This window comes from Kitasatospora sp. NPDC048662, from assembly GCF_055587065.1.
In genome coordinates this window covers 35,857-59,715 of sequence record NZ_JBVJHA010000008.1, presented here as the reverse complement: position 1 = coordinate 59,715, position 23,859 = coordinate 35,857, and the positions used below count along the sequence as shown (strand labels likewise).

18 protein-coding genes are annotated in these 23,859 nt (G+C 73.3%); 15 read left to right on the top strand and 3 right to left on the bottom strand.

Annotated features, from left to right (window positions below; all coding sequences use genetic code 11):
• Positions 1-88: 88 nt before the first annotated feature.
• Positions 89-706, bottom strand: coding sequence for an HNH endonuclease (locus ACZ6R9_RS22200; RefSeq protein WP_380485557.1), 618 nt, complete (start codon positions 704-706; stop codon positions 89-91).
• A 306-nt stretch (positions 707-1,012) separates the two neighbouring features.
• On the opposite strand from ACZ6R9_RS22200, the gene ACZ6R9_RS22195 reads away from it, so the two are divergent.
• Positions 1,013-2,083 carry a mechanosensitive ion channel family protein gene (locus tag ACZ6R9_RS22195; RefSeq protein WP_465539827.1) on the top strand — a complete coding sequence of 357 codons (1,071 nt, stop codon included), beginning with the start codon at positions 1,013-1,015 and terminating at the stop codon, positions 2,081-2,083.
• Positions 2,084-2,158: 75 nt separating this feature from the next.
• Here the strand turns inward: ACZ6R9_RS22195 and ACZ6R9_RS22190 are convergent, their stop codons facing one another.
• Positions 2,159-4,771 carry an SdrD B-like domain-containing protein gene (locus tag ACZ6R9_RS22190; RefSeq protein WP_465539825.1) on the bottom strand — a complete coding sequence of 871 codons (2,613 nt, stop codon included), beginning with the start codon at positions 4,769-4,771 and terminating at the stop codon, positions 2,159-2,161.
• Positions 4,772-5,061: 290 nt separating this feature from the next.
• On the opposite strand from ACZ6R9_RS22190, the gene ACZ6R9_RS22185 reads away from it, so the two are divergent.
• The 8 genes from ACZ6R9_RS22185 (at position 5,062) to ACZ6R9_RS22150 (ending at position 14,088) form a co-directional block, all read left to right on the top strand.
• The gene (locus ACZ6R9_RS22185) at positions 5,062-6,264 is read left to right on the top strand and encodes an ROK family transcriptional regulator (RefSeq protein WP_465539823.1); all 1,203 of its coding nucleotides are present in this window, start codon (positions 5,062-5,064) and stop codon (positions 6,262-6,264) included.
• Between the two features lie 144 nt (positions 6,265-6,408).
• Positions 6,409-7,770, top strand: coding sequence for an extracellular solute-binding protein (locus ACZ6R9_RS22180; protein ID WP_465539821.1), 1,362 nt, complete (start codon positions 6,409-6,411; stop codon positions 7,768-7,770).
• Positions 7,771-7,780: 10 nt separating this feature from the next.
• Entirely contained in the window at positions 7,781-8,737 is a 957-nt protein-coding gene (locus ACZ6R9_RS22175; protein ID WP_465539819.1) for a carbohydrate ABC transporter permease, read from the top strand.
• A gap of 4 nt (positions 8,738-8,741) precedes the next feature.
• Positions 8,742-9,638 carry a carbohydrate ABC transporter permease gene (locus ACZ6R9_RS22170; protein ID WP_380485570.1) on the top strand — a complete coding sequence of 299 codons (897 nt, stop codon included), beginning with the start codon at positions 8,742-8,744 and terminating at the stop codon, positions 9,636-9,638.
• A gap of 8 nt (positions 9,639-9,646) precedes the next feature.
• Positions 9,647-10,927 (top strand): 6-phospho-beta-glucosidase, encoded by a 1,281-nt coding sequence (locus ACZ6R9_RS22165; protein ID WP_465540066.1) that lies wholly within the window; start codon positions 9,647-9,649, stop codon positions 10,925-10,927.
• A gap of 55 nt (positions 10,928-10,982) precedes the next feature.
• Entirely contained in the window at positions 10,983-12,002 is a 1,020-nt protein-coding gene (locus ACZ6R9_RS22160) for an N-acetylglucosamine kinase (protein ID WP_465539817.1), read from the top strand.
• 155 nt (positions 12,003-12,157) lie between these two features.
• Positions 12,158-13,252: a MerR family transcriptional regulator gene (locus ACZ6R9_RS22155; protein WP_465539815.1), complete on the top strand. Its 1,095-nt coding sequence runs from the start codon at positions 12,158-12,160 to the stop codon at positions 13,250-13,252.
• Positions 13,253-13,464: 212 nt separating this feature from the next.
• Complete coding sequence (locus ACZ6R9_RS22150; protein ID WP_380485575.1) at positions 13,465-14,088, top strand: hypothetical protein; 624 nt, start codon at positions 13,465-13,467, stop codon at positions 14,086-14,088.
• A gap of 57 nt (positions 14,089-14,145) precedes the next feature.
• Here the strand turns inward: ACZ6R9_RS22150 and ACZ6R9_RS22145 are convergent, their stop codons facing one another.
• Complete coding sequence (locus tag ACZ6R9_RS22145) at positions 14,146-14,718, bottom strand: nucleosidase (protein ID WP_380485576.1); 573 nt, start codon at positions 14,716-14,718, stop codon at positions 14,146-14,148.
• A gap of 178 nt (positions 14,719-14,896) precedes the next feature.
• On the opposite strand from ACZ6R9_RS22145, the gene ACZ6R9_RS22140 reads away from it, so the two are divergent.
• From ACZ6R9_RS22140 to ACZ6R9_RS22115, 6 genes are all read left to right on the top strand, one after another.
• On the top strand, positions 14,897-16,231 hold the full coding sequence (locus tag ACZ6R9_RS22140; RefSeq protein WP_465539813.1) for a hypothetical protein: 1,335 nt from the start codon (positions 14,897-14,899) through the stop codon (positions 16,229-16,231).
• Between the two features lie 15 nt (positions 16,232-16,246).
• On the top strand, positions 16,247-17,170 hold the full coding sequence (locus ACZ6R9_RS22135) for a glutamate ABC transporter substrate-binding protein (RefSeq protein ID WP_380485580.1): 924 nt from the start codon (positions 16,247-16,249) through the stop codon (positions 17,168-17,170).
• Between the two features lie 104 nt (positions 17,171-17,274).
• Positions 17,275-18,732, top strand: coding sequence for a hypothetical protein (locus tag ACZ6R9_RS22130; protein ID WP_380485582.1), 1,458 nt, complete (start codon positions 17,275-17,277; stop codon positions 18,730-18,732).
• Complete coding sequence (locus ACZ6R9_RS22125) at positions 18,725-21,265, top strand: serine/threonine-protein kinase (protein ID WP_465539811.1); 2,541 nt, start codon at positions 18,725-18,727, stop codon at positions 21,263-21,265. The genes ACZ6R9_RS22130 and ACZ6R9_RS22125 overlap by 8 nt, the downstream gene beginning before the upstream one ends.
• Before the next feature lie 2 nt (positions 21,266-21,267).
• Positions 21,268-22,386, top strand: a complete 1,119-nt coding sequence (locus tag ACZ6R9_RS22120; protein ID WP_465539809.1) for a PP2C family serine/threonine-protein phosphatase — start codon at positions 21,268-21,270, stop codon at positions 22,384-22,386.
• Positions 22,387-22,426: 40 nt separating this feature from the next.
• Entirely contained in the window at positions 22,427-23,764 is a 1,338-nt protein-coding gene (locus tag ACZ6R9_RS22115) for a vWA domain-containing protein (RefSeq protein WP_380485587.1), read from the top strand.
• Positions 23,765-23,859 lie beyond the last annotated feature (95 nt).

Here is a 23,859-nt window from a genome sequence, read left to right as displayed (position 1 = left end):
CACGGCGGGCCGCCGACGCTCCCGCTGCGGGGTGCGCCGGCGGCCCATGAGGCGTACCGAATGTCGTGTCGGGCAGGCCCTTGTCTGGTCAGGCGGAGAGCGGAGCGTGCTGCTCGCCGCGGCGGACGGGACGGGTGCGGACCGGGGACGGAACGGCGGGTGGCAGCTCCGTATGGTCGTGGTGCTCGAAGTCCCGGAACTGGTCGAGGCCGCCGTACGGCTCCAGGTAGGGCCGCCAGCGCGGATCCTTGATCCCGGTGCCGATGACCCGCCAGGCCAGGCCGCTGGGCGCGGCCGGGGGGCGCTTCATCCGCCAGCCGAGGTCGGCGAGGTGCCGGTCGGCCTTGGTGTGGTTGCAGCGGCGGCAGGCCGCCACCACGTTGTCCCACCGGTGCTGACCGCCCCGGCTGCGCGGGATCACGTGGTCGACACTGGTGGCGGCGGCCCCGCAGTACACGCACCGCCCGTGGTCGCGGGCGAACAGCGCGCGCCGGGTGAGCGGCACGGGGCCTCGGTAGGGAACCCGCACGAAACGGGTCAGCTTGACGACGGACGGCGCCGGAACGGCGCTGGTGGCGCTGTGCAGAGTGGTTCCCGCGTCCTCCAGGGCGATCGCCTTGTGATTGAGGAGCAGGATGAGTGCGCGTCGCATCGAGACGACACCGAGTGGCTCGTACGACGCGTTGAGGACAAGGACATGCGGCACGGGGCCTCCTTGGACGCCTGCGGCGCGTGGCTCGCGCCGAGTCGAGCGGGCGATCGTGCCCCTGCGGGACGCGATCTCCCTCAGTGTCGCCTTACGCCCTCGTACGACGCCACCATTTCTCTGTGACGGGCCGCACACCCGGGTGGACCCCGCGCCGCCGCCCATAGCCGGTATGCCCAGCTCGGGGCCCACCTGCACCCACCGTGGCCGGGGCGGCGCGGACGGTGGCCGGAACCGGTCTGACGGACCGTCCGGGCGGGTGAACGGGGTCGCCGGGGCCTTCCCGGCAGGCCCTAGAGTGGGGCGATGCTCGTCGAAGACTCTCCCCCCGAAGCCACCACGCCGACCTTCAACCTGCCCACCAGCGCCGCCGACGTGACCGACTCCACCCGGCAGGCCGCCAGCTGGCTCGACGACAACTGGCAGGGCTGGCTGATCGACGGGCTGCGGATCGTTTTCATCATGCTGCTCGCGCTGATACTGCGAGCGGTGGTCCGCAAGGTCATCGACAAGCTGGTCGCCCGGATGGGCCGCCCCGCCGAAGCGGACAACGACCACGGCGTGATCGGCGGGCTGCTGGCCAACAGCGGCGTCGTCAACACCGAACGCCGCCAGCAGCGTTCCGAGGCGATCGGCTCGGTGCTGCGCTCGGTGGCGTCCTTCACCATCCTCGGCACCGCCTCACTGATGGCCCTGTCGGTGCTCGGCGTGGACCTCGCCCCGCTGCTGGCCTCCGCCGGTGTGGCCGGTGTGGCCATCGGTTTCGGCGCCCGCAACCTGGTCACCGACTTCCTCTCCGGCGTCTTCATGATCATGGAGGACCAGTACGGCGTCGGCGACGAGATCGACACCGGCGTCGCCACCGGCACCGTGCTGGAGGTCGGCCTGCGGGTCACCAAGCTGCGCGGCTCCGCCGGCGAGATCTGGTACATCCGCAATGGCGAGGTCAAGCGGATCGCCAACATGAGCCAGGGCTGGGGCACCGCCACCGTGGACGTCCAGGTCGGCTACAAGGAGGACCTGGAGCGGATCGAACTGCTGGTCACCGAGGCCGCCGAGCAGCTCTCCAAGGAATCCCCCTACGACGAGCTGATCTGGGGCCGGGTCAAGGTCCTCGGCATCGAATCGGTCGCCGTCGACTCGGTGGAACTGCGGATCGAGGCCCGCTGCACGCCCGGCAAGTCCGCGCAGGTCTCCCGCGCACTGCGGCTGCGCATCAAGGCCGCGTTCGACCTGGCCGGCGTCAAGCTCAAGGAGGAGGCGGCCGCCGCCGTCCCCGCCCAGGCCGTCGCCCCCGAGATCCTGCCGCCGTCCGCGCTGGCCGACCCCAGCTCGGCGCGCTCGCTGGCGGCCAAGCCGATACCGCCACAGGCGTAGGCCGGGCACCGACGGCCGGGGCCCCGGGAGTTCACCCTCCCCGGGCCCCGGCCGTCCGCATTGCTGTCGGCGGTGTCAGGCGCGGCGCCTGCGGACGGCGAGCAGGACGGCGGTGCCGGCGGCGAGCAGGATCGCTCCGCCGGTCAGGGTGTACGTCAGGGCGGTGTCGTTCATGCCCGTGTAGGCCAGGCCGCCCGAGGGCTGTGACGACGGCTCCGGGGTGGGCGTGGGCGCCGGGGTGGTGGGGGGCGGGGGGATGAGGCGGTTGACGGCTGTGGTGGTGATGCCGTCGTCGAGGTGGTCGTCGTCCAGGACGACCCGGCCGAGGACCGGCTGTTCAGGGGTCTGGTAGCCCTTGGGCGGGGTGACTTCCTGCCAGTAGTACGTGCCCTTGTCGGTGACGGTGTGGCAGGTGCCGTCGTCGCCGGTGGTGCACGGGTCGCCGACCTTGGTGTCCGCCTTGTCGCCGTCGGCCTGGAGGCCGTCGGTGCCATTGGTTTCGCGCCACAGCTGGAACACGGCGCCGGGCAGCGGCTTGCCGTCCTGGTCGTGCTTGACCAGGCGGAGTTCGCCCTGCTGCTGCATGAAGCCGAAGTCGAAGGTGTGGTCGTTCTGGCCCGGGCCGCCCGTGGTGAGCTTCCGCTCGACGTAGGTGCCGCCCTTGGGGACGGTGCCGTCGGAGTCGATCGCGCGGTTGTCGCCGACCTGAGCCTTGGTGGGCACCCAGTGGTGGAGCGGGCCGCCCTTGGCGTAGTCGGCCGGGTTGTCGAGGCGGATGGTGTAGGCGGTGTTGGGCTTGAGTCCGCCGGTCACGTTGGTGTTGTCGAAGTAGTACTCGCCGCGCGGGGTGGTCCTGGTGGTGCCGACCTTCTTGCCGTCCGCGTCGTACAGGTTCACCGTCGCGCCGGGAACCGGCTTCTGCTGCGGCAGTTGAAGGCCGGAGCGCTCCGGGTCGTACCAGACCCGGTTGCCGATCTGCAGCGGCGCCCGGTCGCAGAGCACTTCGAGGTCGGCCATCGCCGCGCCCTTGCCGAACTTCGAGCCGCTGGACAGCTCATTGCCGAAGCCCGGGTCCTGCGCGCCGTTGCGGAGGGTGAACATGGTGCCGGCGCTGTAGGCGTGGTTGTACACGTCGTAGCCGGAGGTGGCGATGGAGTTCTCGACCTTGGAGAGCGCCATGCCCGCGTAGGTGGCGTAGGTGTGGACGTCGCCGACGCGTCGGAGGTCGAAGAAGCCCTTGCCGCGGGTGGTGTTCCCGCAGCCGAGGTTGACGTCCATGACGTACGTGTCGCCGCTCTTGCAGGCCTTGTTGAGGTCGCCGGAGGCGATCGCGAACACGTACTGGGCGGCCATGGTCCCGCTGGCCTGGTCGCCGTAGCGGTCGCGGAAGGAGAGCAGCATGGAGCCGTCGGTCTCGAAGCCGATCTCGCCGAGCTCGGGCTGCCCGAAGTAGTAGCACGTGCCGTCGGTCGGCCGGGCGTCCTTCCACGGGTACCAGTAGTAGTTGGAACAGACGGCCGGGGACGGGCCCCGGTAGTCCATCGGCTGGTTGAGGACGGCGGCGCCGAACTTCCCGGTGGCCGGGTCGAAGGGCAGCACGATCGCCCGCACGTCGCCGATCTTCTGGGTGGACTGGCCGGAGCAGACGCCGCCGACGTAGCCGACGCCGTCCTGCATGCCGAGGCCGAAGGGCCGCCAGTCGTCCGCCGACGGGCAGTCGGCGGGGGTGGGGATGCTGTAGGCGGCCTTGGGCGCGGAGGCGGTCTTCGCCGTGGCGTCGTAGCGGTACAGCTTGCGGTTGTTGAGGTTGACCACGTACAGGTCGCGGTTGTCCTCGGTGAGTTTCAGCCCGCCGAGGCTCTCCTTGCCCGTGGCGGTCAGGTAGGCGACGTCACCGTCGTTGGTGTGGGCGGTGCTGCCGGCGTCCGGGACGGTGGCGAACAGCGAAGTCGCCTTCGTCGTCGGGTCGGTGACGTAGATCGCGCCGGGGCCGCCGGGGCCGTAGGGCGCGTCGCGCTTGGCGTGGGCGGAGCTGAACAGGCGCCGGTCGTCGCGGTTCCAGGCGATGCCGTAGACGTTGCCGGTGTCACCGCTGGTGCTGAGGTCGGTGACGTCCTGGTTCATGCCCCGGGACCGGTACGGGAAGCTGAGCAGGGTCCGCCTGGTCTCCGGTTCGGCGACCGAGGGCTGGCAGGCCGTCGCCAGTGGGGCGTTCTGCTGGCAGTAGTCGGCCGGGTTCCACAGGCCGGTGGTGACGGTGGCCTTCTTGCCCGCCGACAGGTCGACGAACTCGGTGTTGCTGCTGAGCTTGTCCGGCCCGCCCGCCAGGCCCTCGCGGGAGGCGAACGCCGGGTACAGCACGCCGGGCTTCGGATTGACCACGTCCACGCGGTACTTGCCGCTCGCGGTCGACTTGCTCGGCTTCAGCGTGACCGTGCCGTCGGCGGCGGTGACACCGGCGCTGGCCGCGCCGTCCTCGCCGGTCAACGTCACCGTCACCCCGCCCATGCCGGGCTCCAGCGCCGGGCTGTACGTCCCGCTCTCGTCCACCGCGCGGATCACCCGCACCGTCACCGAGCCGTCCGCGGTGGCGGCGGGTGCGGAGACTGCGGGGCCGGTGGCGATTCCTGCTGCGAGTAACGCCGCCAGTGCGGCGGAGCGCCGGTAGCCGCTTCTCTTGAGTTGCACGTTCCTCCCCTCCTCTTGTCGGCGCCCACTCCCCCGGAGCGGGCACACGATGTGTCGGAGGTTAGCGTGTCCCGGACGGGCTTCGGAACAGCGCCCTCCGCTTTCCCCACAAAGGGGTAACGGGCTTTGTTGACAAGGTGACTGACTGTTCGTCACCTCGAAACCCCGAGGTGGCCCCGCGCGTCCCTGCCGACACTCCGGTAACGAACGCGCATCCGACCGTTGACATCGCGCCCCGGCGATTGGAAACTTTCCTAACAGTTGGCCGCGACGGCGTCACCGGATGGAGGATGATCGGGCCCGTGACCACCCAGAAGAGTCCCCGTTCCCCGCTGGCCGGCACGCCCAGCCTGCTCCGGGCGATAAACGACCGCGCCGCGCTGGAGCTACTGCTCGCCAACGGCCCATTGTCCCGTACCCAGATCGGGAGTCTGACCGGACTGTCGAAGCCGACCGCGTCCCAGCTGCTGGCCCGGCTGGAGGCCGCGGGCCTGGTGGTGCCGGTCGGGACGACCGCGGGCGGGCCGGGGCCCAACGCGCAGCTGTACCAGGTGAATCCGGCGGCGGGGCACGTCGCGGGGCTGGACGTGACCAGCACGACGGTGCGGGTCGCGGTGGCCGACATCACCGGCGTGACGCTCGCGGAGCACCAGGTGTCCTGCAAGGGCTGGCCGGCGGCGGCGACGGTGGAGCGGGTCGCGGAGGCGGTCGCCGAGACGGTGCGCCGCGCGCAGCTCGCACCGGGGTCGCTGCGCGAGGTGGTGATAGGGATCGGCGGCGCGCCGGACCCGGTGACCGGCAAGCTGCGGTACGCCTCGCACCTGCCGGGCTGGCATTCGCCGCGCCTGCTGGAGGAGTTGGCGGCGGCGATCGGCGCGCCGGTGTCGATCGAGAACGACGTGAACCTGGCCGCGGTGGCGGAGCAGTCCGTGGGCGCGGCGGCCGGGTGCGAGGACTTCGTGCTGCTGTGGGCCGAGGAGGGCATCGGCGCGGCGATCGTGCTCGCGGGCCGGCTGCACCGCGGGTTCACCGGCGGCGCGGGCGAGGTCGGCTACATGCCGGTGCCGGGCGCGCCGGTGTCGTTGAACGCCCGGCGCAAGCACTCCGGCGGGTACCAGGACCTGGCCGGCGAGTCGGCGGTGCTGGCGCTGGCCCGGGCGCACGGACTGCGCGGCACGGAAGCGGCGCAGGTGGTGGCCGCGGCCCTGGACGCCCCCGAGGGCGATGCGTTCCTGGCGGAGCTGGCCGAGCGCCTGGCGGTCGGGCTGGCGGTGATCGCCTCGGTGGTCGATCCGGAGCTGGTGGTGCTCTCCGGGGGGACGCCGACCGCCGGCGGTGAGCGCCTGCGGGCGCTGGTCCAGCAGGCGCTGGGCCGGATGTCGATCCCCCGGCCGGAGGTGCGGCTGTCCGCCCTCCCCGGGTCTCCCGTCCTGGCCGGTGCGCTGCAGCGCGCGCTGGCGACCACCCGGGACGCCCTGTTCAGCACCCGCTGAAACGCGCAGCACGCAGGTTCGAACGGCCCGCAGGTCCGAACAGCTAAGCACCGAACAGCACAGGCACGTCCGCTCTCCCCTTCCCCACACGGGCGCCGGGCCTCCCCGGTCTGCCGCCCGGCCCCTCATCAGGAGTGCATTTCCGTGGACACCACCCGAAGCTCCCCGCGCGCCCGCCGCCCGCTGGCCGCGCTCGCCGCCGCGCTCTGCACGGCCGTCCTGGCCTCCGCCTGCACCGGCACCGACTCCGGTGGCGCGGAGGACGGTTCGGCGTCCGGGCAGGACGTGACGATCAATTTCTGGCACGGCTGGAACCAGGACAACGAGGTGAAGGCGATCAACGACAACGTCGCCGCCTTCGAGAAGCTGCACCCGAACATCCACGTCAAGGTGCGGGGGGACATCGCCGACGACAAGAGCGAGCAGGCGCTGCGGGCCGGCGGCCCGGACGCGCCGGACGTGGTGTCCTCGTTCAGCACCGACAACGTCGGCAAGTTCTGTTCCGCGCACGTGTTCGCGGACCTCGGGCCGCTGCTGCAGAAGGACGGCATCGACCCGGCGAAGACCTTCCCGTCGGCGATGCTCAAGTACAGCCAGTACCAGGGCAATCAGTGCACGCTGCCGCTGCTCGGCGACGCGTACGGCCTGTACTGGAACAAGACCGCGTTCGCGCAGGCCGGGATCAGCGGCCCGCCGAAGACGTTCAGCGAGTTCGCCGAGGACGCCGCCCGGTTGACGATCCCCAGCGGCGACTCGTACCGGCAGCTCGGCTTCATGCCGAACTACCACGGCTACGAGACGCCGATCGCGCACTACCTCGGCCAGTACGGTTCGAGCTACTTCGGCCCGGACGGCAGGTCGAACGTGGCGACCGACCCGACCGTGGCGGCCGCGATGACCTGGCAGAAGCAACTCGTCGACCGGCTCGGCGGGTTCGAGAAGCTGGAGAAGTACCGGACGGGCTTCGGCGACGAGTTCAGCGCGAAGAATCCGTTCGGCACCGGGCAGGTCGCGATGAGCCTGGACGGCGAGTGGCGGGCCGCCGCGCTGGCCGAGGACAAGCCGTCCTTCGAGTGGGCGACCGCGCCGTTCCCGGTGCCGGACGAGCTGGCCGCCACCTACGGGCGCGGCTACCAGACCGGCACCATCATCGGCGTCGCCAACGGCTCCAAGAAGCGCACCGCGGCCTGGGAGTTCGTCAAGTACCTGACCACCGACACCGACGCGGTGGTGTCCTTCGCCAACGCGATCCACAACGTGCCGAGCACCCTGGCCGCGCTGGATTCGCCGAAGCTGGACACCGACCCGAACGTCAAGACCTTCCTGGACATCGCCCGCAACCCGAACTCCTCGACCACCCCGGCCAGCATCAACGGCGGCGCCTACCAGATCTCCTTGCAGAACCTCAGCTTCGAGGTCGAGTCCGGCAAGCTGACCGACCTGAAGGCCGGCCTCACGGCCACCGCCAAGGAGATCGACGACGCGGTCGACCAGGCGAAGAGGTGACGGGCGGGCCATGGCAGTCGTGAGTTCGCCCGTCCCGCCGGCGCTGCGGGCCAAGCGCCGGCGGGAGCGGGCCAGGACGCTGGCGTTCCTGTCCCCGTGGCTGATCGGGTTCGGGGTCTTCTTCCTGTACCCGCTGGTCTCGACGGTCTACTTCTCGTTCATGCACTACGACGGGTTCGCCCCGCCGAGCTTCTCCGGCCTGCGGAACTGGGACTACGTCTTCACCAAGTACCCGTCGTTCTGGAAGGGCCTGGGCAACACCCTGTGGCTGGTCGCCGTGATGGTCGGCCTGCGGGTGGTGTTCGGGCTCGGCATCGGAATGCTGGTCACCAAGCTGAAGTCCGGCGCCGGGTTCTTCCGCACCGCCTTCTACCTGCCGTACCTGGCGCCGCCGGTGGCCGCCACCATGGCGTTCGCGTTCCTGCTGAACCCGGGCACCGGCCCGGTCAACCATCTGCTGGGCGAGCTGGGCCTGCCGCAGCCGGGCTGGTTCAACGACCCGTCCTGGTCGAAGCCGGCGCTGACCCTGCTGGCCATGTGGGGCATCGGCGACCTGATGGTGATCTTCATGGCGGCGCTGCTGGACGTCCCCAAGGAGCAGTACGAGGCGGCCGAACTCGACGGCGCGAGTGCCCTCCAGCGGTTCCGGTACGTCACGCTGCCGAACATCTCGCCGATCGTGATGTTCGCGGTGGTCACCGGGGTGATCCAGACCATGCAGTACTACACGCAGGCGATCGTCGCCGGGAAGGTCGCCTCCGGCGTGATCGGCGGCTCCGGGCAGCAGTTCGAGCCCGGGTATCCGTCCGGCTCCACCTGGACGCTGCCGCAGATGGTCTACAACCTCGGCTTCCAGCAGTTCGACTACGGCGCGGCCAGCGTCGTCGCCGTCATCCTGTTCGCCCTCTCGATGGCGTTCACCTCACTCCTGCTGCGCCGCAGGTCCGGCTTCCTCGCGGAGGACTGAGCCCATGACCCTCGCCCCCGCCCTGCCGCGCGAGGCCGCCGCCCCGGCCTCCACCGCCGCCGCCCGCACGGCCCGCCGCCGGGCCGCTCTGCACTGGGTGGCCGTGCACGCGCTGGCGATCGCCGCCGCGCTGTTCTTCCTGCTGCCGTTCGTGTTCGTCTTCCTCACCTCGGTGATGACGGACCATCAGGCGCTCACCTCCGACCTGTGGCCCACCCGCTGGCAGTGGTCGAACTTCTCCAAGGTCTGGCACACCCCCGGCTTCCTCACCTGGTGGCGCAACACCCTGCTGTACGCGGCGGCCGGCACCGCGCTGACCGTCGCCTCCAGCCTGCCGGTGGCGTACGCGCTCGCCAAGTTCCGCTTCCGGGGCCGCAACCTGGCCCTGATGGCGGTGGTGTCGATGATGATGCTGCCGCCGCAGGTCACGGTCGTTCCGATGTACCTGTTCTGGGCCAAGCAGCTGCACCTGAGCGGGTCGCTGTGGCCGCTGATCGTCCCGATGGCCTTCGGCGACGCGTTCTCCATCTTCCTGCTGCGCCAGTTCCTGCTGACGATTCCGCGCGAGTACCTGGAGGCCGCCCGGATCGACGGCTGCGGCGAACTGCGCACCCTGCTGCGGGTGGTGCTGCCGATGGCGAAGCCCGCCGTGGCCGCCGTCGCGCTGTTCCAGTTCTTCTACTGCTGGAACGACTACTTCGGCCCGCAGATCTACGCCAGCGAGAACCCCGGTGCCTGGACGCTGAGTTACGGCCTGGAGTCCTTCAAGGGCGCCCACCACACCAACTGGAACCTCACCATGGCGGCGACGCTGCTGGTGCTGGCACCGGTGATCGTTCTGTTCTTCTTCGCGCAGCGCGCCTTCGTCGAAGGCGTCACACTGACAGGGGTCAAGGGCTGATGTCCGCACTGAAGTTGGCAATCGTCGGCGGCGGTTCCACCTACACACCGGAGCTGATCGACGGGTTCGCACGGCTGCGCGACACTTTGCCGATCGGCGAACTCGTGCTGATCGACCCGGCCGTGGACCGCCTGGAGCTGATCGCCGGGCTCGCCCGCCGGATATTCGCCAAGCAGGGCCACGACGCCGTCGTCACCACCGCCACCGACGTCACCGCCGGCGTGCAGGGCGCCGACGCGGTGCTGCTCCAGCTGCGGGTCGGCGGGCAGGCGGCGCGCAACCAGGACGAGACTTGGCCGCTGGAGTGCGGCTGCGTCGGCCAGGAGACCACCGGCGCGGGCGGCCTCGCCAAGGCGCTGCGCACCGTCCCGGTGGTGCTGGACATCGCCGAGCAGGTCCGCCGCACCAACCCGGACGCCTGGATCGTCGACTTCACCAACCCCGTCGGCATCGTCACCCGCGCCTTGCAGACCGCCGGACACAGGGCCGTCGGCCTGTGCAACGTGGCGATCGGTTTCCAGCGCAAGTTCGCCGCCCGGCTCGGTGTCGCCCCGGAACTGATCCGCCTCGACCATGTCGGCCTGAACCACCTCACCTGGGAGCGCGGCGTCACCCTGCTCGACGCCCCGGACGCCACCACCGGACGCGAGGTGCTGCCGCAGCTGCTCGCCGAACACGGCGCGGCCATCGCCGCCGACCTGCACCTGCCGCGGCCGGTGATCGAGCGCCTCGGCGTCGTCCCCTCCTACTACCTGCGCTACTTCTACCAGCACGACCTGGTGGTGGAGGAGCTCAAGGTCAAGGGCTCGCGGGCCGCCGAGGTCGCCGCCATCGAGCGGCAGCTGCTGGAGATGTACGCCGACCCGGCGCTCGACACCAAGCCCGAACTGCTCGGCAAGCGCGGCGGCGCGTTCTACTCGGAGGCCGCCGTCCAGCTGATCGCCTCGCTCCTCGGCACCGACGGCCGCACCACCGTGCAGGTGGTCAACACCCGCAACGACGGGGTGCTGCCGTTCCTGCCCGACGACGCGGTGATCGAGGTACCCGCCGAGGTGGACGCCACCGGGGTGCGCCCGCTGCCGCAGCGCCCCGTCGAGCCGCTGTACGCCGGCCTGATCGCACACGTCACCGCGTACGAGCACCTGGCGCTGGACGCCGCGCTGCACGGCGGCCGCGACCGGGTCTTCGACGCACTGCTCGCCCACCCGCTGATCGGCCAGCTGGAGCTCGCCGACCAGCTCACCGACCGGCTGCTCGCGCACAACCGCGACCACCTGAGCTGGGCGTGACCACCGGCATGAGAACGATCAGCACCAGCACGCACCACCACGGGGGGACCGGCCGATGAGCCACGTCGCACACCTGCCCGGCGTCCTCGCGGTGGACGCCGGCAACAGCAAGACCGACCTCGCCCTGGTCGGCGCCGACGGGCGGGTCCTCGGCACCGCCCGCGGCGGCGGCTTCCAGCCGCAGAACACCGGCTTCGAGGCCGCGATCGCCGCGCTCGCCCCGCTGGTCGAGGACGTCGCCCGGCAGGCCGGCGTCCTTCTGCGGCCCGGCGGGCGGCCGCTGACCAGCCACGTCAGCGCCTGCCTGGCCAACGCCGACCTGCCGATCGAGGAGCAGCGGCTGCACGAGGCGATCACCGCGCACGGCTGGGCGCCGTCCGTGCACGTCGCCAACGACACCTTCGGCCTGCTGCGGGCCGGCACCGACGGGCCGCTCGGGGTGGCCGTGGTGTGCGGCGCCGGCATCAACTGCGTCGGCCTGCGGCCCGACGGGCGCACCGCCCGCTGGCCCGCGCTCGGCCGGCTCACCGGCGACTGGGGCGGCGGCGGCGGACTCGCCGACGCCGCGATGTGGCATGCCGCCCGGGCCGAGGACGGCCGCGGCGAGCCCACCCTGCTCTCCCCCATGATCGGCGCCCACTTCGGCCTGGCCGGGGCCAACGCCTTCGCCGAGGCCCTGCACCTGGGACAGTTCGACCGGGCCCGGCTGCACGAGGTCTCCCAGGTGCTGTTCGCGGCCGCCGAGGCGGGCGACGCGATCGCGCTGCGGCTGGTGGACCGGCAGGCCGACGAGATCGCCCGGCTCGCCACCATCGCGCTCACCCGCCTCGACCTGCTCGACCGGCCCGTCCCGGTGGTCCTCGGGGGCGGCGTCCTCGCCTCCCGGCACCCGCTGCTGATCGACAACCTGACGGCCCGCCTGGCCGCCGCCGCCCCGCTCGCCGAACCGCGCATCGTGGTCGCCCCGCCCGTCCTCGGCGCGGCCCTGCTCGGCCTTGACCACCTCGGCGCCGACCCGGCCGCCCATCGCCGGCTGCGCGACGCCTACCCCACCGTCCAGCCCGTGGCGGCCTGACGGCCCGTCGCCGCGCAACCGCCGCCGGGAGCGGTTCGCCCGGCGGCGTCCTGCCTCCCGGGCCCGGTGCGGGTCTTCACGGGCCTTGACCTTCACCTTCGGGGAAGGTCCAGCATCAGTGCTGCCGGACACCGGTCCGGTACGAGGAGGCGGGGATGGAGCTGCTCACCATCGGGGCGTTCGCCCGGGCGGCCCGGCTGTCGCCCAAGGCACTGCGCCTGTACGACGAACTCGGGCTGCTGCGGCCCGCCGAGGTGGACCCGGCGACGGGCTACCGGCGTTACGCGCCGGGCCAGTTGGAGCGGGCCCGGCTGGTGCTGTGGCTGCGGCGGCTCGGAATGCCGCTGGCCCGGATCCGGCTGGTGCTCGGCCTGGAACCCGCCCGGGCGGCCGAGGAGGTCGCCCGGTACTGGGAGTCGGTGCGGGCCGAGACCGAGGCCCGCCGGGAGCTCGCGGCCCTCCTCGTCGACCACCTCTCCGGGAAGGCCGGCACGATGACGGACAGCACGATGACGGACGGCACGACGACGGGCAGCGCGACGGGCGCCCTGCGGATCCGGTACGCGGCCCGGACGGACGTGGGCCTGGTCCGCGAACGCAACGACGACGCCGCCTACGCCGGCGCCGGGCTGGTCGCGGTCGCCGACGGCATGGGGCCGCAGGGCGGCGGCGGCTCGGCCAGCGCCGCCGCGATCGAGGCGCTGAAGGAACTGGAGCTGCCCACCGGGGAGTTGCTGAACTTCCTGGAGGAGGCGGTCTCCCGGATCGACGACCGGGTCGGGGAGGCCTCGCAGCTCCCGGACACCGGAACCACCCTGACGGCGATGCTGTGGTCAGCCCCGCAGCTCGCCCTGGTGCACATCGGCGACTCGCGCGGGTACCTGTTGCGCGGCGGCGAGCTGTTCCAGATCACCCACGACCACACCCTGGTGCAGTCGATGGTCGACGACGGCCGGCTGACCCTGGAGGAGGCCGCCTCGCACCCACAACGCACCCTGCTGGTCCGCGCGTTGACGGGATCGGGCGACAACCGGCCGGACGTGTCCCTGCACACCGCCCGCGCGGGCGACCGCTACCTGCTGTGCTCGGACGGCCTGTCCCGCTGGGTCACCGACGACGCCCTGCACACCGTGCTGAGCACCGTCGCGGTGCCGGAGCAGGCGGCGCAGCAGCTGGTCACGCTGGCCAACCGGGCGGGCGGGCCGGACAACATCGCCTGCGCGATCGCGGACGTGGTGGCCGGGGAGTGACCGTTCCGGGGGCGTCCCGTGCCGCTCCGCGCAGGTGACGGTACGTCACCGGGGTGACAAGTTCCGGTACGTATCTCAATTGGGGAAAATCTCGGCGAGGTGCGCAAGTTGCCCCGTTCTGTCCGTTGAACGGCACCGTGCGGGGCCGCTAGCGTCGCGCACTCACAGCGTGTCCGACGGGGGTGCGCGGGGAGACCGGGAGCCGACGCCAGATGGCGATCCGCAAGTCCACCATGCAGGAGCAGGTCGCCGCGGCGATCGCCGCGATCGAGCCGAACGACCGCCCGGTGGTGACCTTCCACACCATCTCGGGCCCGAGCCCGTGGCTGATGAGCCAGCTCGGCCTGATCGGCCAGCTGTTCATCAAGTACTACTTCGTGACCCTGACCCACCGGGTCGTCACGGTGCACCGCGCCTCCCGGATGAGCAACCGTCCGCAGGAGCTCGTGCACGTCATCCCGCTGGACCAGGCCCGCGCCTCGGTCACCGACGTGAACCGCGCCACCCTGTGGAGCTCGCTGAAGTTCCAGTTCCCGGGCGAGCCGAATCCGACCCGTCTGAACATCGCCCGCTACTGGCGCGCCGAGCTGGACACCTTCGTCAACGGCATGTTCGGCGGCGGCCCGGCCGTCCCGCCGCAGGGCCAGCCGTACCCGCCGCAGGCGTCGGCCGTCCCCCCGCAGGGCCAGCCGTACCCCCCGCAGGCCCAGGCCCAGGCCTACCCGCAGCCGGGACAGCCGCAGGGCCAGCCGTACCCGCCGCAGGGCCAGGCCTACCCGCAGCCGGGACAGCCTGGACAGCCGGGACAGTCGGCCCCGAACCCGTACCAGGTCTGAGCCAACGCCGGGGCGCCCGTCCGAACCTTCGGGCGGGCGCCCCGACACGTCACCGGCTCACCGCAGGTGCGCGGCCACCCACTCGGCGAGCAGCCGGGCGCAGCCGTCCACGGACGCCTGCCAGCTGAGCTCCGCGCCGTCCCCGGCCTCGTCGCTGACGTGCTTGACCAGCCGGACGGGCACCTGGGCGCGGTGGGCGACGGTGGCGATCGCGTAGCCCTCCATGTCCACCAGGTCGGCGGCGCGGGCGAGTTGGTCGCGCTCGGCGTCGGAGGAGACGAACCGGTCGCCGGTGGCGAGCACCCACTCGGCGGGGCCGAGGTCGATCGAACCGTCCATCGGGCGGCCGGTGAGCTGCTCCAGCAGCGGGGTGTCCAGGTCGTGCTGGAGCACCCGGCCGATCTCGTGGGTGCCGGCCAGGCCGGGCCGCAGCGCCCCGGCGGTGCCCAGGTTGACCACGGCGGAGGGCTTCGGTCCGCTCGCCAGCACGGTGGCCAGCGCGGCCGCCGCGTTGACCTTCCCCATGCCGGTCAGCAGCACCGGCAGCGTGGCGTCCAGGTACGCGGCCTCCTCGGGCAGCGCGAGGACGAGCAGCGGGCGGTCGGGGGTGACGGTTCCGATCAGGCGCATGACCAAAAGCTTACGAGGGCCCGGAACCGTTCGAACCCGGCCGGGCGTCGCAGCGGGCGGACCGCACCGCGGCCGGACGGGCACAAAGAGATCAACTCCCGCTCAAGTCAGGTGTGGTGGACGGCGCGGACCGCCATACTGCGGGATGACGGGGGACGTCGGACGGGGAGGTCGGACGGTGACAGCACCGGCAGTGGCACAGGAGCGGACGGGCACACTCGCGGCCCCGGTGGCCCGGCTGCGCCGAGCGGCGGCCACCCCGCCGGGGCGGCTGCGCACGGCGGGCGCGGTGCTGGCCGCACTGGTGCTGCTGTTCGGCGCGGTGGCGGTGTGGCAGTCCGCGCACCGGTCCCGGGCGGCCGGCCAGGTGGTGTCGGCCAGCGGCCCGCTCAGCCAGGACGTCGCCGAGATCCACCGCAGGCTCGCGGACGCCGACGCGACCGCCGCCGCCGGGTTCCTGCTGGCCGGCAGCGAGCCCGCCGAGGTCCGCGCCCGCTACCAGGACGACCTGGCGACCGCCGCCCGGCTGCTCGCCGAGGCCGCGGGCCGCAGCGGCGGCTCGGCCGAGTCGCAGCAGGCGCTGGCCGAACTCAACCGGCAACTGCCGCGCTACGCGGGCCTGGTGGAGACCGCCCGGGCGGTGGACCGGCAGGGCCTGCCGCTCGGCGGGGCCTATCTGCGGTACGCCTCCGACCTGATGCAGGGCACCGTGCTGCCGCAGGCGCAGCGCCTGGCGGAAGCCGAGTCGGCCCGGCTGGACGCCGACTACCGCGAGGCCGGAGCCGTCCCGTGGACGGCGCTCGCGCTCGGTGTGCTGGCGCTGGCCGCGCTGGCCCGCTACCAGGTGCTGCTGTTCCGGCGCACCAACCGGGTGTTCAACCTCGGGCTGCTCGGCGGTTCGCTGGCGGTGCTGGCGGCGCTGGGGTGGCTGCTGGTGGGCACCATGACGGCGGGCGGTGATCTGGAGGGCAGCCGGATGTACGGCACCCGGCCGCTGCGGGAGCTGGACCAGGTGCGGATCGCGGCCCTGCAGGCGCACACCGCGGAGAACCTCGATCTGGTGGCCCGCGGCGCCAGCGACAAGTACACCAAGCAGTGGAACGACCTGGTCGCCACACTCGACGAGGACCCGCGCACCCCCGGTTCGGTCACCAGGCTGAAGGCCGGCGCAGCCCCTGCGACGGCCGGTCCGCTGACCGACGCCGAGAGCGCGTACCAGCAGTGGCAGGACCGGCACAAGGACGCCGCCGCGAAGAACTCGGCCGGCGACTACGAGGCCGCGCTGCAACGGACGTTGACCGCGGGCGGCACCGACACCGCGGACGCCGCGTTCCGGGCCGCCGACGGGAAGTGGGCGGCCGCCGCGCAGATCGAGCAGGACGCGTTCGCCCGGGAGGCGGGCGGCGTGGACGGGGTGCTGGCGGGGCAGGCGGTGGCCGCCGGAGTGCTGTCCGTCCTGGGCGCGGCCGCCGCACTGCGCGGCATCGGCCGCCGACTGGCCGAGTACCGGTAGGAGGGGGGACGAGGGATGCGCACGGCAAGGTCACGTTTCCTGGTGGCGGCGGCGGTGCTCGCGGCCGTGGTGCTCGGCACCGGCAGCGCCGACGGCGCGGGCGGCACCGCCCCGCAGGCCGCACCCCGGGCACCGGCAGCCCCCGCGGCGGCCGCCGACAGCTGCGACCCGACGGACTCGCTGCCGCCCCGCCAGGCCGTCGGCGCGAAGATCGCCAAGATCCGCGAGCGCGGCACCCTGGTGGTCGGCGTCGACCAGAACAGCTACCACTGGGGCTTCCGCAACCCGCAGACCGGCCGGATCGAGGGCTTCGACCTCGACCTGGCGCACGCCATCGCCAAGTCCCTGCTCGGCGACCCGGACAAGGTCACCCTGAAGACCGTGCCCACCGCCCGCCGGGTCGAGGCGGTGAAGAACGGCGAGGTCGACCTGATCACCCGCACCATGACCATCACCTGCGAGCGCAAGAAGGACATCGCTTTCTCCGCACCGTACTTCCGGGTCGCCCAGCGGGTGGTGGTGCCGAAGTCCGCGCACGCGAAGACGCTGGCCGACGCGCTGAAGGGCAAGCGGGCGTGCGTCGCGCAGACCTCCTCCTCGGAGGCGGAACTGAAGCGCGACCCGCACGGCACCGTCTCGGTGCTCGCCCTGGAGAGCCAGCTGGACTGCCTGGTGCGGATGCAACTCGGCGAGGTGGACGCCACCTTGACGGACAGTGAGCTGGCCGCCGCGCAGGTCGCCCAGGACCCGCAGGTGGAGATGGTCGGCGAGCCGATCCTGCCCGCCTGGATGGGGGTGGCGATGAACCAGAACGACACCGACCTGATCGCCTGGGTCAACCAGGTGCTGGCCGACTGGCGGGCCGAGGGCGGCTGGCGGGCGTCCTACGACCACTGGCTGCGCGACACCATGGGGGCCCCGGACCCGTACCTGCCGTGAGCAGCCGGGGGACCGGCGTCCGCCCCGCGCCGGACGTCGGGGAGACTTGCCGCCGACGGACCGACGCCCCGTCACCACGAGCGTGCCCGAGAGGAGGAACCGCGATGGCCGGAGGGATCCGCCCAGTACTGAACCGTGAGCAGGTGGACCGCGCGCTGGCCCGACTGGGCGCCGAGCGCGACGCGGTCGAGGCGGCGCTGCTGGCGCTCCAGGACCACCCCGGGCTGCGGCTGCTGACCGGCGCCGAACTGACCGGGCGCACCCAGGAACGCTGGGCGGTCGCCGAGGGCGGCATGGCCCTGCTGTGGGCGCTGTTCGACCGGTACGCGGAGGCGCTGGCCTCGGCCCGCGCGGTGCGCTCGCGCCGCACCCGGCCCACCACCGCCGAACTCGCCGAACTCGGCGAACTGCTCACCGGCCGCGCGGTCACCGTCTCCGGCGGCCGTCTCCCGGAGGCGGCCGGCCAACTCGGCGCGCCCGCCCGGCTGGTGGAGCGGGTCACGCTGGCCGAGCTGCTGGAGCGGATGAACGCCTGGTACGCCGTGGTGGTCGAGGTGGTCAGCGCCGTCGACGCGGTGTGGACGGCGCTGCCCGCCCGGATCGACCTGCTGCTCGCCGAACTCGGCCGGGTGCAGATGCTCGCGCTCTCCGTCGGCGTCCGCCCCGGCGGGCACCCGCTGGCCGACGACCTCGCACAGCTGGCCGGGCAGTTGACGGCCCTGCGGGCCGAGGTGGTGGCCGACCCGCTGGCCCTGTGGCGGCCCAGCCGGGTGCCCGCGCAGCGCGGCCGGGCCGCCGAGGACGCCGCCTGGGCCTCCCCCACCGGTGCCGTGGACACCAGCGGCTTCGACCGGATGGGCCGGGCCCTGGACGACGTCCGGGTCGAGCTGGAAGCGCTGCTGCGGCTGCGCGACGAGTCCCACGAACGCCTGCAGCAGGTCGCCGACCTGCTCCAGCGCGCCGACCTGACGCTCGCCGAGGCGCGGCGGGCCCGCGGCGAGGTCCTGGCGAAGATCGCCGCCACCGAGGTGCCCGCCGTACCCGGCCCGGCGTCCGCGCTGCGCGAGGCGATCACCCAGGCGGTGGCCTTCCAGCAGACCGGCCAGTGGCACCGGCTCGGCCCGCTGCTGGACGCCCTGGAGGACGCCGCCGCCAAGGAGCTCGGCCGGGCCCGGCAGGCCCTCACCGAGGTCGCCCAGCCGCTCGCCGTCCGGGCCGAACTGCGCGGCCGGCTGGAGGCGTACAAGGCGATGGCCGCCCGGCTCGGCCTGGCCGAGGACCCCGAGGTGGTCGAACGCTTCGAGAAGGCCCGCTGGCTGCTCTGGAGCGCCCCCTGCGACCTGCGGGCCGGCGCCGAGGCGGTCGCCCGCTTCCAGCAGGCGCTGCGCGACCCGGAACGCCGGCCCGCGCCGCAGCTCGAAGCCGCACCACCGAGCGAGCCCGCGCCGCAGGCCGAGCCCGCACCGCCGAGCGAACCTGCACCGCATGCCGAGCCCGCACCACAGGCCGAGCCCGCACCGCCGAGCGAGGACAGTTCCGAGGGGGAGGAGACCGATGGCTGAGGCGTGCGCCCGTCCGGGCTGCGACGGCGAGATCGACGGCGACGGCTACTGCACCGAGTGCGGCCTCGCCCCCACCACCGCCACCGCCGCCAAGTCCGCCGCCCCGGACCGGCCGTGCGGCCGCCCGGGCTGCGACGGCCGGATCGACGGCGACGGCTACTGCACCGAGTGCGGCCTCGCCCCCACCACCGCCACCGTCCCCGCCCAGCGCGAGGCGTCCACCTCCGTCTCCACGCCCGCCCCGCGCAAGGCCCCCGCCACCGGCGAGCCGTGCGGCCGCCCCGACTGCGCGGGCACCATCGACGCCGACGGCTACTGCGACGACTGCGGCCTGGCCGCCGAACCCGCCGCCACCAGCGGCACCCTCACCACCGGCTCGGGCGTGTCCACCTCGGCCTGGTCCGGCCCGGCCCGGACCTCCTCGGGCCGCTCCCGTTCGCTCCGCTCCGCCCGCACCGCCTCCGGCCGGTCGGTCTCGGTGCGCAGCTCCCGGGGCAGCACCGGCAGCGGCCGCCGCGGCAACCTGGGCGCGGGCCTGGTCACGGTGCCGCCGGTGCCGACCGCCGACCCGTCGAAGGCCGTGCTGACGGACCCGCAGGTGCCCGAGGGCAAGCGGTTCTGCTCGCGCTGCGACCACCCGGTGGGCCGGGAGAAGAACGGTGTCCCGGGCCGCCCGGAGGGTTTCTGCACCAAGTGCGGCACCCCGTACTCGTTCACCCCGAAGCTGGTGCGCGGCGATCTGGTCGGCGGCCAGTACGAGGTGATGGGCTGTCTGGCGCACGGCGGGCTGGGCTGGATCTACCTGGCGGTGGACCGCCGGGTCAACGACCGCTGGGTGGTGCTCAAGGGCCTGCTGGACACCGGCGACGAGGACGCGCTGGCGGTGGCGATCGCGGAACGCCGCTTCCTGGCCGAGGTCGATCATCCGAACATCGTCCGGATCATCAACTTCGTCGAGCACCCCGACGCCCGCACGGCCGCCGCCGACGGCTACATCGTGATGGAGTACGTCGGCGGCAAGTCGCTCAAGGACATCGCCGGCCGGCGCCGCACCCCCGACGGGCGCCGGGAGCCGATGCCGGTCGAACAGGCCGTCGCCTACGCACTGGAGGCGCTGCCCGCGCTCGGCTACCTGCACGCCCGCGGGCTGGTGTACTGCGACTTCAAGCTGGACAACGTGATCCAGTCGGACGACACCCTCAAGCTGATCGACCTGGGCGCGGTCCGCCGGCACGACGACGACGGACCGATCTACGGCACCGTCGGCTACCAGGCGCCGGAGATCGCCACCGACGGCCCCTCCCCCGCCTCCGACCTGTACACGGTGGGCCGCACGCTGGCCGTGCTGACCTGCGACTTCCACGGCTGGACGGGCCGTCGGCGGCACGAGCTGCCGGGCCCGGACGAGGTCGAGGTGTTCGCCCGCTACGAGTCCTTCCACCGTTTCCTGCTGCGCGCCACCGCCCCTGACCCGGGCCGCCGGTTCGCCTCCGCCGAGGAGATGGCCGGGCAGCTCACCGGCGTGCTGCGCGAGGTGCTCAGCCTCCAGGACGGCCGGCCCCGGCCCGCCGTCTCCACCCTGTTCGGCCCGGAACTGCGGGTGGTGGACCCGGACTTCGGCGAGCAGCCGCCCGGCCCGCGGGCCGCCGCGCTGGCCCTGCCCGCGCCGCTGGTCGACCCGTCCGACCCGAACGCCGGCTTCCTGTCCGCGCTGCCCGCCACCGACCCCGCCGAGGCCCTCACCGCGCTGCGCGCGGCCGGCGCCGACTCCGCGGAGCTGCGGCTGCGGGTGGTGCGCGCCTACCTGGAACTCGCCGAGGACGACACCGCTTGCCAGGCGCTGGCCGCCCTGGAGGCCGAACACCCCGGCGACTGGCGGGTGGTGTGGTACCGGGGGCTGGCCGCGCTCGCCGCGGGCCGGGCCGAGGCCGCCGCCGAGTCCTTCGACGCCGTGTACGACGCCTTCCCGGGCGAGGCCGCGCCCAAGCTGGCGCTCGCCGTCTGCGCCGAACTGCTCGACGACACCGAGGAGGCCGCCGCCCTCTACGGACTGGTCTGCGGCACCGACCGGTCGTTCGTCGGCGCCGCGTTCGGCCTGGCCCGGGTCCGGCTGCGGGCCGGCGACCGGCCCGGCGCGGTCGCCGCGCTGGAGTCGGTGCCGGAGAGCTCCACGCACCACACCGCGGCCCGGATCGGCGCCGTCCGGGCCCGGCTGCGCGGCCGGGCCGCCACCGAGCCGCTGGCCGCCGAGCTCGCCGACAGCTCCGTCCAGCTGACGGCCCTCGCGCTGGACGCCCGGCGGCGCGCGGAACTCGCCGCCGAAGTACTGGAGACCGCCCTGGAGTGGGTGCTGGCCGGGGCCACCGGGAAGCCCGCCACGCTGACCGTGCTGGGACATCCCGCCGCGGAACGGGAACTGCGGCTCGCCCTGGAACACTCCTACCGGGTGTTGGCGCGGTTGACCGACCGCGCCGAGAAAAGGATCGAGTGGGTGGAACGGGCCAACCGGGCCCGCCCCCGGACGTGGGTGTGAACATGCCGCAGCAGACCGAGTGCCCGACCTGTGCCGAACCGCTGGGGCCCCAGGACGCCTTCTGCGGGGCCTGCGGCACTGCCCTGACCGGGCCGCCGACCGTCCGCGACCTGCCGGTGGTGCCGAGCTGCCCGAACTGCGGGTCCACCGAGCTCGCCGAGGGCTGGTGCCAGCACTGCGGGCACGCCCAGCCCCGCGAACGCGACCACCAGGAACACCAGGTGACGGGCGTCGCGGCGGTCTCCGACCGGGGCCTGCGCCACCACCGCAACGAGGACGCGTTCGGCGTCGCCGCCACCGAGGGCCCCGACGGCTCGCCCGCCGTGGTCGCCGTGGTCTGCGACGGCGTCTCCTCCTCGGCCCGCCCCGACGAGGCGTCCGCCACCGCCGTCACCGCCGCCACCGACTCGCTGCTCGCCGCGCTGGGCGCCGGCCGCGACCCCGGCCGGGCCATGCACGAGGCGATCGGCGCCGCCAACCGGGCCGTCACCGCACTCGCCCACGACGGCACCCCCGCCGAGCCGGGCCGCCACAACAACGCGCCCGCCTGCACCTACGTCAGCGCGGTCAGCACCGGCGGCCTGGTCACCATCGGCTGGGTCGGCGACACCCGCGCCTACTGGATCCCCGACGACCGGGAGTCCGCCGAGCCGTACCGCCTCACCGAGGACGACTCCTGGGCGGCCCGGATGGTCGCCGCCAAGCTGATGGACGAGGCCGAGGCGTACGCCGACCCGCGCGCCCACGCCATCACCGGCTGGCTCGGCGCCGACGCCGAGGACCTCGACCCGCACACCGTCAGCTTCACCCCGCACGTCCCCGGCGTGCTGCTGATCTGCACCGACGGCCTGTGGAACTACGCCGAGGCCGCCACCGACCTGGCGTTCTTCGTCCGCGCCGACGCCCGCGCCGAACCGCTGGCCGCCGCCCGCGCGCTGGTGCGGTTCGCGGTCGAACGCGGCGGGCACGACAACATCACCGTCGCCGTGCTGCCGATCGACCCGCCCGTCGCCCCGTCCACCCACGACGCCACCCTGGTCGACGTCCCGCTGCCGCGCGCCGCCGCCGACCCGGACGCCACCGTGCCGCTGCGCCAGGCCGCCGAACCGGCCGTGAACTGACCTTCACCCGACTTCTGACCTTCCGACAGGAGCCCACCGCATGGCCTCGTTGTCCAAGCCCGGCGCGCCGAGATTCGACGTCGACGTGTTCCAGAACGAGTACCTCGCCCAGGGCGCCCGGGAGGTCAACGCGATCGTCACCGTCACCGCGACCGGCGGCGGCACCTCCGGCGGGCGGCCGCTCGGCGCGGCGCCCGCCCCGGGGCCGGGCGCCGCCGTGGTGCTGGTGATCGACTGCTCCGGCTCGATGGAGCACCCGAACACCAAGATGCGGCACGCCCGGGAGGCCACCGCCGCCGCCATCGACACCCTGCGTGACGGCGTCGCGTTCGCTGTGGTGGCCGGCACCCACGAGGCCGTGGACGTCTTCCCCGGCAACGGCCGGCTCGCCGTCGTCGAGCGGTACACCCGCGGCCACGCCAAGGAGGCGCTGCGCCGCCTCAAGCCGTCCGGCGGCACCGCGATCGGCACCTGGATCACCAAGGCCCGGCAGCTGTTCGACTCGCACCCGCAGGCGTCGATCCGGCACGCCGTCCTGCTCACCGACGGCCGCAACGAGCACGAGAAGCCCGCCGAACTGCAACGCGCCCTGGACGCCGCGACCGGCGCCTTCACCGCCGACTGCCGGGGCGTGGGCACCGACTGGGAGGTCGCCGAGCTGCGGAAGATCTCCTCCGCGCTGCTCGGCACCGTCGACATCGTCGCCGAACCCTCCGGCCTCGCCGACGACTTCCGCGCCATGATGGCCACCGCCATGGGCAAGCAGGTCGCCGACGTGGCCCTGCGGGTGTGGACGCCCGCCAATGCCCGGGTGAAGTTCGTCAAGCAGGTCGCACCCGCCGTCGAGGACCTCACCGAGCGCCGCACCGAGGCCGGGCCGAGGGCCGGGGACTATCCGACCGGCTCCTGGGGCGACGAGTCCCGCGACTACCACGTGTGCGTCGAAGTCCCGGCCGCCGCCGTCGGCAACGAGATGCTGGCCGCCCGGATCAGCCTGGTGCTGCCGCAGGCCGACGGCACCGCCGAGGTGCTCGGCCAGGGCCTGGTGCGCGCCGTGTGGACCGACGACCTGGCCTCCTCGACCCGGATCAACGCCCAGGTCGCGCACTACACCGGACAGGCCGAACTCGCCGACTCCATCCGCGACGGCCTGGAGGCCCACCGGGCCGGTGACCTGGACCGCGCCACCGCCAAACTCGGCGCCGCCGTCCGCCTCGCCCACGCCGGCGGCAACGAGGGCACCCTCAAACTGCTGCGGAAGGTGGTGGACGTCGTGGACGCCGGGGAGGGTACGGTTCGGTTCCGTAAGAACGTGAGCGAGGCCGACTCGATGACACTCGAGACCCGATCGACCAAGACCGTACGCGTGAAGAAGTGAGCCGGACACCGCCGGACCCGAACCTGCTGGAGTGTGGGGGACCTGATGCCGATCTGCCCTAGGGGACACGAGTCTCAGGCCGAGGACTGGTGCGA